The organism is Caloranaerobacter sp. TR13 (assembly GCF_001316435.1).
In the GTDB taxonomy this organism is placed as follows: domain Bacteria; phylum Bacillota; class Clostridia; order Tissierellales; family Thermohalobacteraceae; genus Caloranaerobacter.
Map to the genome: position 1 here is coordinate 148,830 of NZ_JXLL01000003.1, position 11,873 is coordinate 160,702.

The 11,873-nt window shown below is 29.3% G+C and carries 10 protein-coding genes; 5 read left to right on the forward strand and 5 right to left on the reverse strand.

The window, feature by feature from the left end:
• Positions 1-449: 449 nt before the first annotated feature.
• Positions 450-1,052, forward strand: coding sequence for a hypothetical protein (locus tag TR13x_RS05015; RefSeq protein WP_054870807.1), 603 nt, complete (start codon positions 450-452; stop codon positions 1,050-1,052).
• A 154-nt stretch (positions 1,053-1,206) separates the two neighbouring features.
• Here TR13x_RS05015 and TR13x_RS05020 read toward each other — a convergent pair whose 3' ends face one another.
• Positions 1,207-1,848 (reverse strand): MBL fold metallo-hydrolase, encoded by a 642-nt coding sequence (locus TR13x_RS05020; RefSeq protein ID WP_054870808.1) that lies wholly within the window; start codon positions 1,846-1,848, stop codon positions 1,207-1,209.
• 97 nt (positions 1,849-1,945) lie between these two features.
• Here TR13x_RS05020 and TR13x_RS05025 point away from each other — a divergent pair, with 97 nt between their 5' ends.
• The 4 genes from TR13x_RS05025 to TR13x_RS05040 are packed head-to-tail and all read left to right on the forward strand — an operon-like array spanning position 1,946 to position 6,466.
• Positions 1,946-3,364, forward strand: coding sequence for a carboxypeptidase regulatory-like domain-containing protein (locus tag TR13x_RS05025; RefSeq protein ID WP_054870809.1), 1,419 nt, complete (start codon positions 1,946-1,948; stop codon positions 3,362-3,364).
• Positions 3,364-4,308 (forward strand): carboxypeptidase regulatory-like domain-containing protein, encoded by a 945-nt coding sequence (locus tag TR13x_RS05030; protein ID WP_054870810.1) that lies wholly within the window; start codon positions 3,364-3,366, stop codon positions 4,306-4,308. The genes TR13x_RS05025 and TR13x_RS05030 overlap by 1 nt, the downstream gene beginning before the upstream one ends.
• Positions 4,309-4,323: 15 nt before the next feature.
• Positions 4,324-5,733, forward strand: coding sequence for an S-layer homology domain-containing protein (locus TR13x_RS05035; RefSeq protein WP_054870811.1), 1,410 nt, complete (start codon positions 4,324-4,326; stop codon positions 5,731-5,733).
• A gap of 22 nt (positions 5,734-5,755) precedes the next feature.
• Positions 5,756-6,466 (forward strand): hypothetical protein, encoded by a 711-nt coding sequence (locus TR13x_RS05040; RefSeq protein ID WP_054870812.1) that lies wholly within the window; start codon positions 5,756-5,758, stop codon positions 6,464-6,466.
• Positions 6,467-6,547: 81 nt separating this feature from the next.
• On the opposite strand, the gene TR13x_RS05045 is transcribed toward TR13x_RS05040, so the two are convergent.
• The 4 genes from TR13x_RS05045 to TR13x_RS05060 all read right to left on the reverse strand — a co-directional run bounded on the left by TR13x_RS05045 (position 6,548) and on the right by TR13x_RS05060 (position 11,843).
• Positions 6,548-7,303: an OAM dimerization domain-containing protein gene (locus tag TR13x_RS05045; RefSeq protein ID WP_054870813.1), complete on the reverse strand. Its 756-nt coding sequence runs from the start codon at positions 7,301-7,303 to the stop codon at positions 6,548-6,550.
• Complete coding sequence (locus TR13x_RS05050; RefSeq protein ID WP_054870814.1) at positions 7,303-8,859, reverse strand: lysine 5,6-aminomutase subunit alpha; 1,557 nt, start codon at positions 8,857-8,859, stop codon at positions 7,303-7,305. Before TR13x_RS05050 ends, TR13x_RS05045 begins: the two co-directional genes overlap by 1 nt.
• A gap of 307 nt (positions 8,860-9,166) precedes the next feature.
• Positions 9,167-10,807: a MutS-related protein gene (locus TR13x_RS05055; RefSeq protein WP_054870815.1), complete on the reverse strand. Its 1,641-nt coding sequence runs from the start codon at positions 10,805-10,807 to the stop codon at positions 9,167-9,169.
• A 1-nt stretch (position 10,808) separates the two neighbouring features.
• Positions 10,809-11,843 carry a hypothetical protein gene (locus TR13x_RS05060; RefSeq protein ID WP_054870816.1) on the reverse strand — a complete coding sequence of 345 codons (1,035 nt, stop codon included), beginning with the start codon at positions 11,841-11,843 and terminating at the stop codon, positions 10,809-10,811.
• Between the last annotated feature and the right edge of the window lie 30 nt (positions 11,844-11,873).

Sequence of the window (11,873 nt, forward strand, 5' to 3'; positions counted from 1 at the left end):
TGGTATCTGGCAACTGGTAACTGGTAACTAAGGCAATAGACTATACAGAGTGTGTGAAAACAAACGTATAATTCTTTATAATAAAACATCACTTTTTTACTCTATTATACCATTTAATTTTGATTAATTATATCTTCTTTGTTAATGGGTTTTCATATACTCTGACGTCCCCTTGCTTCTATATGAGTATTAGTAAGCTTTTGTCAAAAATTAAGAGGACAATCCACTATACATAACCATTAGAATTTAGATAATTAGTAATATCATTCTAAAATATGACAAATTGCAACAAAAAACATTATTGACAAATATTGTTATAATGTAATATGGTATATTTAGTAAATGAACCAAAATAATTGCAATAAGAAACACACATAAATAAACTTATAATATTTGAAGATTGAGCAAGTAAAAGAATTTAAACAAATAAATTTAACTAGGAGGATATTATGAATATTTTTAGAAAAAATATCAATACTTTTTTAATAATAGCTATTGTTTTAATAGGTACAGTTTTTTTAATAACACATTTTAGTATAGATAACGATAAACCAAAAGCACATAGTTTAGAGCGTGTATTTAATACAATAGATGAGTTAGTACAAAAAAGTGATGCTATAGTTGTCGGTGTAGTGGAAAAAATTCATAAACCTAAGGAAATTCCATTAAAAACTTCTAATCCTAATATATCTTTTAAAAAAATAGTTGTAAGAATGGATGTAAAAGTAGACAAATCACTTAAAGGTGCTTTATCTAAAGGAAGCAAAATTAGAATAGATAAAGTTATAGGTCATATAGTTAAGGGAGAAACTTTCATAAAAGATTATATGACAAACGTTAGAGAAGGGGAAAGAATTATTTTTTTCTTAAATGAAAATGCTGGGGATTCATTTTACTATCTTGTAAGTAATATTCAAGGGGAGATAAAAGTTAAAAGTGAAAAATTTTCTGATTTTAGTGATGATTATGAAATAATTATTGATAAGAATGACTTTCCAATGTTTAATGACAAAATGAAAGTAAAAGAATTAGAAGAAAAGATAAAAAAATAACATGGCATAGGGACGTTTTGTTTGCCATTGGTAAACAAAACGTATTTACAAATACTAAGCATTTAGCATTTGGTATTAGATTTAAAAATAGACATACTAGCAACTAACTTCTAGCAACTGGTAACTAAGGCAACGAATATGGTTCGTTGCCTCATTATTTATAATTCAACACAATAACCTTCTTTCCTGCACCTAAAATAGTGTCTTTATTAATTTCAATCTCTTGGGAATTTATTTTTTCTACATTATCAAAATACTTTGTAAAATCGTCTATGCTTCCTAATTCAAATTTTAAATCGTCTGTTTTATAATGCATAGGAATAATTATTTTAGGATTTATAAGATCTACAACTTCCTTTGCTTCTTTAGCATCTATTGTATATACTCCTCCAACTGGAATCATCAATACGTCTATTTCACCAATAGCTTCTATCTGCTTACTATCTGGTATATGCCCTAAATCACCTAAATGACAAACTCTTAAATCTCCAATTGTAAATATGTATACAACATTACTTCCTCTTTTGCTTCCCTGCTGCGTATCATGATAAGTAGCAATCCCTGTAATTGGTATATCTTTTACATAAAAATTTCCTACCTTATTTACTACCTCAAAATCTCCAGTAGGACCCTCTATATAATTGTGGTCAAAATGTGTATGACTTGTAGTAACTATATCAACTTCATCTCTTGGTACTTCATAGCCTACGGTTTCATCAAATGGGTCTGTCATTATTCTAATACCTTTATTTGTAGTAATTTTAAAACAAGCATGACCTAAATATTTAATTTTCATTTTAAAACCTCCTCATTTTATTCTTAAATTATTTATCCTTTTTTGTCGAATGCATTTCGCTTGCTTATAGTATATAGTATAATATTTTTATTGAATATTGGAAGGTGGTGTAGTTATAGGTAAATATTTCACAAATTTTATTAAATTTATAGTTTTTATCCTTTTACTTCTATTACTAATATTATTTATATTTTATCCAAGTATCGTACATTCTTTACCAAACACCGTAACTGTAGGTCCTTATATCAATAACTACAAAACTTTAAATGATGCATTAAATGCCGTAGCAGATGGCGGTACAATATATATTCTTTATAAATCTACCCCATATTTATTTGAAAATATAGAAATAGATAAAAACGTAACTATAATAGGTACAGAAGGTTGGAACGGTAACCTACCAATTATTTCATGCAGTGAAACATCTCTACCATTTATTATAGTTGATTCCCCTTATACTCTCCAATTAAAAAACTTAAAATTCCAATCTTCATATGACAAAACCATTATTGAAAGTAAAACTTCCTCTTTATTAATAGACAACGTATCATTTAAATATTCCTATCCTATAATAATAAAATCTCCAACAATAGATTCTCCATTAAACATAACTATAAAAAATTCGCACTTTGAAATTAATATGCCACAGATAGATTTAAGTACCCAAGTAAATGGAACTATAACTTTTGAAAACAACTCGTTTTCTGGAGATTCATTGAAAATTAAAAACTACGAATGCGATATTAATATAACCAATAATACTTTTTCAAACAGTGGAATAATTGTAAACCCAGACAGCAATGGATTGGTTGAAGTTAATGGTAATACTTTAGGAGGAAGTCGCTTAACTATTAAAAGTTTTTCATCAAAAGATATTGAGTTTAAGCTAAACAAGATGTTATCAAGCAATATTTACATCTACAACTACGACTTGAATAATACACTCTATATTAATCAAAACTGGTGGGGAAGTTCAAATGGTCCTTCAGATTGTACAAGCTTAGTTGTTGAAGGTAATGTAGACTATAGTAATTGGGCTTTGGATGAAAATTTTATCAGCTTTTCAGATGAAGTTCCAAAAATATATTATAAAATATCAGGAAAAAGCACTCTAAAAAACTCATTTTCTCATAATAATATAAAGGTTGATTTGCTTTATGATAACAACATATATAAAACTACTTACACTGATAGTCAAGGTTATTTTACTATTACAGATGTAGAGCCTAACCTATACAACTTAAGGTTTGAATATCAAAACTATCAAACAGTAACACAACAAGTTTATGTAAACAATAAGGATTTGATTGTTGATATCGAACTGCCTTATATAACTTCCTTATTTGATTTAAATAATGATAGTCAGGTTACAACTGAAGACTTAAACTTTTTATGCAATTCATTTGGACTAACTAGTAGCGATGCAAATTTTAATCCGAGATATGACTTAAATAGAAATGATAAAATAGATATTTTAGATTTATTAATGATATTAAGGTACAAGGGGGATATATAATGAAAAAATATTTTATTATAATGCTTACTTTAGTATTAATAATATCATCAAATACTTCTTTTGCACAGCAGCAGCCTTATATAGAGTTAAGCTCTCAAGACTTGGCTAACTTAAAAGTTGGAGATACTTTTACTGTAAATATAGATATAAAAAATGTTTCAGACTTTATAGGTGCAAAAATTATTGTTAAATACAATCCTAATTTAATTTCCATAAAGAATAAGTCTCTAACATTAACTAATATAACCGATTTTTCAAATATTGAAGGTGTAAGCAATAATAGCTTAATAGATGGGAACGACACAGTCATCTTTATATTTGGTTTAAACAGTAATGCTACTCCTATATCTGGAGATATATCAATTGGTAGCATAACTTTCGATGTAATTAGTAAGGGTCAAGGTACAATATCAATTGAAAGTGAAAGCAAACTAATATCAGAAGATATAAACGGAAATCTTCAAGAATTAACATTTAACCTTAATACTTTAAACTATACTGTTTCAGGTGTAGGCAATCTTTCAGGCACTATCAAAACTTTATCATCTAATCCAATAAATGGTGCTTATATAGAATTAGTCCAAAATGATATAACTTACTACTCAGCTTCTACTTCTACTGACGGAGCCTTTAATATTGAAAATATAATCGAAGGCACTTACACACTTAAAGTAAACTATGAAGGCTACAAAGAATTTTCTCAAGTTATTAATATAACTGATGGAAGTAATATTAATTTAGATATTTCTTTAACTAAAATAGTAGATGGAGATATAACTGGAGATGAATTAGTCACTCTTGAAGATTTAGTTTTTGCAGCTAATTACTATGGTTTGTCTTCTTATGATTTAAATTGGGATGAAAATTGCATTAAGGCAGATATTAATAAGGATAATAAAATTGATGTATTAGACTTAATATATATAAACCGAAGAATAAAATAAAATTGAGGAATTAAGATGAAAAAACTAATGATATTGCTACTAATCATTTTCATCCCTAGCTTTGCATACAGCAGTATAAATGAAGGATTATTGCTTGAAACAAGTAGTACGAACTTAAGCGTTAATAACACATTTAAAGTAAATGTTAAATTATCTGATATATCTAATGTATATGCTTTACATATTAAGATTAACTTTAATCCCACTTATATAAGCTCCAATAATACTGAAATAATACTGCCTAAAGAACTTAAAAATAGACAATATTTTGCAGCTAGAAATTATGTTGACAACAATAATGGAGTAGCTGAATTAATGTTTACACTACTTGGCAACGAAAAAAGTTTAAGTAGTGATTTAACTATTGGAAGCTTGAATTTTAAATGTATTAAAAAAGGTAATACAGATATTTCAATTGAATATAGCTATTTACTTGATAAAAATGGACTATCTATAAAACATGATACTAATAATATCACAATGAAAATAAATGAAAAAACAAAATATAATTTACAAAAAAATAATTATCAAGAAGTACACATTATTGGAAAAACCGAAAAAACTATTAATATAGGAAATAACCTTATATTATTTGTACCTTCTAAAGCATTTCCTGATAACACTAAATTATCTATTAAAGTAATTACATCAAATAGTAAAAATAATTATAACATTTATGATATAACCAGCGATAAAAAAATAAATGGAAATGTAAAGTTATCCTTTGATATTACCAATTTTAATCAACAGCCAATAGGCATCTATTATTATAACGAAGATAGAGAAAAATGGATTTATTTAGGTGATAAAATTGAAAATAATTTTATAACTACATGGGTTAACCATTTCACAAAATTCACTGTTTTAAAGAACAATAATTACAAAGAATACAAAGATATAAATGACAATTGGGCTAAGGATTATGTAAAATATTTAACTTCAATGGGAATTGTAAACGGGATAGAGGATGCTTATTTTCAACCTAATAGATACATTACTAGAAGCGAAATATCTAAACTATTGAATCTAGCATTAGGTTTAAAAAATTATAAGCAAACTGCTAATTTCAAAGATTTAGATTCTATTCCAAATTGGGCCTATACTCACGTTATGAGCTTAACTGAGAAAGGAATAATCAAAGGATATGATGACAATACATTCAGACCAAATATAAATTTAACAAGAACTGAATTAGCAGTTATGCTTGATAGAATATTAGCAGAATACACTTCTAACAAGGATTATGAAATATTTGCAGATGACATTGATATACCAGATTGGGGTAGAGATAGTATCTACAAAATGAAAGCATTAGGAATATTGGAAGGTTATGAGGATAACACTTTCAAACCAAATAATTATGTTACTAGAGCTGAAGTATGTAAGGTAATATATCAGATGTTAAAGGTTCTAAAAATAATTTAACTGGTAGAAATAAGGTGAGAAAATGAAGAACAGGATTTTTGTAGTTTTACTAATATGCTTTTCTATTTTAATCTTAACAAGTTGTGAGATGGATAAGATTAATAATACGATTGAAGATAAAACAAAAGATATAACTCAAAATCAAAATAAACAAGAACATATAAAAAACAATACCCCTAAACAAAAACAAGAAAATATGCATAAAGTAGCTAAAGTAAATCTCATAAATCTATTTTCTGATGATAAAGAATATGATGGTAATAAGCAAAAAAATATTGTTATTCATGGTGAAGAAAAAACAGTGAAGTTTGTAAAGATTAGATTTACTAACTTTGGAATGTATATATCAGATTTAATTAAAGTAGTTGAATTTGAAGATGGTACTGAATTTCAATTAAATGATAATACAGAAACTATTAATGTATTACCATTTGAAATAGAAACAGGTAATAGTTTTAAGGAAGTTAAGTTATTAGCTGAAAAATTTGTTAAAGACCACGGCCCACCTTTGCAAGTAAAAAAAGAAGAAGAGTTACAACACTATAATGAATATTTAGGAAGTAAAACTAATAAATATGGTAAAAGAGAAGATTATTTCTTATTTTACGTTGATAACAAAAACAGCGCTATTGTAGAGTTATCTTATTTTTTGAAAAATAAAGAAAGAGTATTACCTATTTTCTTAGAAGAAATAAAAAATATTAAATACATAGGTGAAAATATCGATAATTAAAAATAATGAGTCTATAAATAACATGCAATAATTTTAAAAATGAGAGTAAGCTTTTCTAAGCCTACTCTCATTCTATTTCTATTAAACCAAGCCTCTTCTTACCATTTCAGTCACGATAAATGAAGCTACATGATAAGCATATGTACCTGAACCAAATCCTGCATCATATCCAAGCTCTTTTGCCAACTCATGAGAAATTCTTGGTCCACCGCAAACTAATACAACTTTATCTCTTATCCCTTCAGCTTCTAATAACTCAACTAATTGCGTAAGGTTAGGAATGTGAACATCCTTTTGAGTTACTACTTGAGATACTAATATTGCATCTGCATTTAATTCTATAGCTTTAGCAACTAATTCTTCATTAGGAACTTGACTTCCTAGGTTATGAGCTTCTATTCCCTTATATCTTTCGAGACCATAATTGCCGTTATACCCCTTCATATTCATTATTGCATCAATTCCTACAGTATGAGCATCTGTTCCAGTACAAGCTCCTACAATTACTACATTCCTTTTAATATTTTCTTTTATATAGGATTCTACTTCATATTTATCCATTACATCTACATCAACTTTAGGTACTTCTATTTTTGTGTAATCTACAGTATGCTGACACTTACCATAAACAACAAAGTAAGTGTATCCTACACCTAAATCACAAGAATAAACTACACTTGGATCCTCTAACCCCATTTTCTTTACTAGTCTTCTTGCAGCTTCGTCTGCTTCATCACCATAAGGTACAGGTAAAGTGAAACTTAGTTGCATCATTCCGTCATTTAGAGTATCTCCATACGGTTTTACTCTTGTCAAATCTACTTTCTCAATAGCCATTATCTGTCACCTCCAAGCATCAACTGGATGAACGGATTATAATAATTTTCTGCTTTAGCAGCAACTCCTTCTAATCCTTTTCCGCCTGTTCTTGACCTTTTTACTCCTCCAAACTTACCCTTTTCTATAGTTGAAAATAACCCTTCTCTTCTAATTTCTTTAAGTAGTTCTTCGGCCTTTTTCAATACTTCCTGTGCTCTAGTCTGGATTATTCCGCCTTCTTTAAATTCTATTTCATCACCTAAGTTTCTAGCATTGTTGAAAATATATCTAGCATTCTCAATAGAAAGCATTCTATCATGTAAATGTGGTGTATGAATCGCCTCAGTTAACATCCCAAGTAATTGTATACCCTGATGAGTCATTATTGATACTAAGTTAAACATTGCATCTTGTATATGACCTTTGAAAATATTACCTGTCATGAATTTTGTAGGCGGCATATATTTAAGTGGTGCCTTAGGGAATATTTCTCTAGCCATTTGAGCTTGCGCTAATTCCCATAAAAATCCGTTTTCTAAACTTGGATTCATTTCAAATGCGTGTCCAAGTCCCATCTGCTCTTCTGGTATACCAGCTTTTAGTGCAAACTGTTCATTTATAAACTGAGATGCTAAAACAGTATGGGCTTCTTCTACAGCATCAGCTGTAGTTAAGTAGTTATCTTCTCCTGTATTTATGATAATACCAGCGTATCCATTGATAATTCTTGAGAAATACTGGTCAACTAAAGTTCTCTGCATATTAATATCTCTAAAAAGAATACCATACAATGCATCATTTAGCATAACATCTAGTCTTTCAAGTGCTCCCATCGCTGCAATTTCTGGCATACAAAGACCTGAACAATAGTTACATAGTCTGATGTATCTTCCTACTTCTTCTCCTACTTCATCAAGAGCTTTTCTCATAATTCTAAAGTTTTCTTGAGTAGCATAAGTTCCACCAAAACCTTCAGTTGTTGGTCCATATGGCACATAATCAAGTAAACTCTGAGCTGTTGAACGAATTACAGCTATTATGTCTGCTCCTTGTCTAGCAGCTGCCTGTGCTTGAATAACATCTTCATATATGTTTCCTGTAGCAACTATTACATAAAGATATGGTTTTCTACCTTCTCCCAGTCTTTTTATATATTCTTCTCTCTTTTCTCTATTTTTCTTTATTCTCTCTACTGTTTTAACCGCTATTGGATATATAGCTTCTTTAACCTTATCTATACTTGCAATAGGAAGTCTAGTTAAGTCTAATTCTCCCCTACTTACCTTTTCAGCTATAGTTTGAGGGTCATCTCCAGTTTGAACCATAGCATTCCCTATCCAATAAGCAGCTCCTAAAGGAAGCCCTCCTCCTTCAACAATGTTATCTACCACAACATTTGGAAGTGGTTTGTCTATTTCATCAACTCCATCTATGCCCAATAATCTGACAACAGTTCTTTCAATTGAAACTGTAGTATGCCTATCAATAAATTCCTGAACATCTTCAGCTATACCTCTTGCAGCCTCTCTTGCACTATTTATTACATTCGGATCAAGATTTAATTTACTCTTCATACAACAATACCTCCTTTGCATTTGTCAGGGGACAGTTTCCAGTTACCAGGGGACAGCATCCCTGTCCACTGTCCTCTGTTCTCTGTTCTCTGTTATCTTTCAGCTATCAAATGTCGACTATTGTGCAATTTTACATTTTTAATTTTAAATTTTTATATAGTACCTAGTAGTGCAGAATTAATTCTGCACTACTCAATTAATTTTACATTTTCCGTTTTCAATTTTTAATTTTTTATCCCTGTTCCCTGTTCTCTGTCATCTGTCCCCTAATCTCCATTCTCTATTTCCAGCACCAAGTACCCAGTATCTAGTACCTAGTACCCAGTATCTCCTCGGCTTTTTTCAGTATCTCTTCGTCAAGTCCCATTAATCTTGCTATATTTATTGCATCTCTAGGAACTTGGCTTTTATCAGTTACTCTTTTTAATCTGTAATCCATATACTGACTTATAACTTCAATGCCATCTATTTTATCTTTTAAAAGCTTCTCTTTTAATTCATCATAATTAACATTAGCAAGACCTATTACTTGAAGATGAACTACATCATCTGAATTCGCTATATTATCATAATGTGTTGTTATTACTGCTATACTTTTACTATCTTTTAAAAAATCAACTATAGCTTTAGATATTGCATAACCTTCTTCTGGATTTGTCCCTCTCGCAAGTTCATCTAATAAAATAAGTCCTCTATTATTTTTTTTATTTAATGCAACTTTAAGCTTACTTATCTCTCCACCAAATGTACTTAGCCCCTTACTGGCAGACTGTAAATCACCTATAGATACATGTATAAATCCGTTAAGTCCTATCTGCATTTCTTTACAAGGAACAAACAAGCCATACTGTGCCATTGTAGACAATAATGCAATAAGTTTTAGAGTAACAGTCTTACCACCCATATTGGCTCCAGTAATACATGTAACACCTTCTGACAAATTAATGCTTATTGGAGTAAATGATTTTCCGTTTTCTTTAAGAAAATCCTCGACTTCAATATGCCTTCCATCTTTTATATTTATTGAATGTTCATTTTTAATTTTAGGTTTAACTCCACCAATATCAATTGCCATACATGCTTTTGCAATTGTTAAATCTAATTTCCCAATAGCATTCATATTACTTAATAAAGCATCACTAAATCCACCAATTTCTTTTGATAACTTATTTCTAACCTTATATTCTTCATCTTCTTCCATACGTTTAACTTTATCTAATTCCTTTTCTAAAGTATCAATTACTGGAGTCGATTTTATTACATATTTAATATTCATATAAGTCTCAGAAGAATAAGCTAGAAAAGGATATCTTTCTATTTTTGCTATTAATTCAGCATCATCTTTTTTTGCAGTAACTTCCCCTTTTAAGTTCACATTAAGCTTTAAGTCTTTTTTTATTTTTTCTCTTATTTTTCTCTTTTCACTCTTTATACTTTCTTTAAGCTTCTTCTTATTCTCTCTTATCTCTTTAAGTCTGTCTGAATATTCCTCATATATATAAAATGTCATTACCCCTTCATTTCGCGGGTCTAATAAACGTTCTAGCTTTTCAATTCTTCTAATCGCCATATCTGAAGGTAAACAGAAATTCAGCTTTAAAACTTCTTCATTAAGCTTTTTTAAAAGAAAAACAAAATTTTTTATCTCAAACAATTCTACTAATGTTAAAGTATTTCCTTTAACTGTATTTTTAACCGAATTACTCAAATCTTTAAAATGCTGAAGAAGTCCTTTAATACGAATAAACTCTTTGTTATTATTTCTAATTAAATTTATTAAAGTTTCTACTTTATCTAACTCATCCCTTAATATATCCTCTTCTCCGGGCATATAGGGTTTTAATTTTTCTTTTAATTGATAACCAAATGGAGTTATTACTTTTATTTGGTTTATCATATAATTAAAACCTATTATCTTTTTCGTTTCATCATCCAGTAAAAAACTCATTTTATTCATCCCCCAACATTACATCAAAAACAGGTATATCTTTAATGAACATACGCATTTTTTTTAGAAATTCACTACTGTCAAAATAATAACCCTGTGGAGAATATGGATTTATCGTTACAGCTAATGTATTAATAGATTCTAAAACTCTAACCTTAACCCCCATTTTCATAAGCTTTAACCATTCTTTTGGTGAAGTAAATATCTTAGTCCCATCTCTAACAACAAACTCAACCTGCTTAAACAATCTTGTAGTACTTATAATATCAATTAAAGTTTTTCCGACCAAAGCCCCTGTAAATACTACATATTTTGTATCTTCTTTAATTTCCGAACCGATTACTTTCCCACTATTTATAGCAGTCTTTAAATCAAGATACTGTATGTTTAAGTGTTCATCTACAATACCTATCCTTTCATTTTTCATTATTTCTTCAATAACAGCTTTCTCATTAATATCAGTAATGCTTTCAAGATTAAAAAGCCTCACTGTATGAACCGTATCTTCAATTACTCTGTTTATATCTCTGCTTATAACCGCTCCTGTAGCTAATATAGTACCCTCTGAGACAGATGGTGATGCTGAAGAAATTCTATCTATAGCCCCATCTATTAAAACAATTTCTGCTCCTAAAGATAACATAAAGTCACTTATTTCTTTAATACCTTTATTAGTTTGAGGCCCTGCTATCTGCAAATAGCCACCGTCTCTTACTCTACTTACAACCACTTCCCCCATTGGTGTCTTATATTCTGTAACCTTTATAATCTCTAATTTCGCGTCCCCTTTATTTAAATTTTCAGCTAAAGTAGCTACAAAACTTCCTTCTGGAACATATATCATAGGTTTTTCGGTATTTGTAACTATATCTTCATTTTCGCCATCTCTTCCAATAGAAGTTATGCCTAATATTATGTCTCTATCGTAAGCATCCTCTATCAATTTGTTTAATGTAACAGTTTTACCCGCATTTTTTGCCATACCTACAATTGAAACTGTTTTATATTTTTTATCTATGATATCTATAAGCTTCATCTTTAGCACCTCGCATGTCAATTGGCAGTT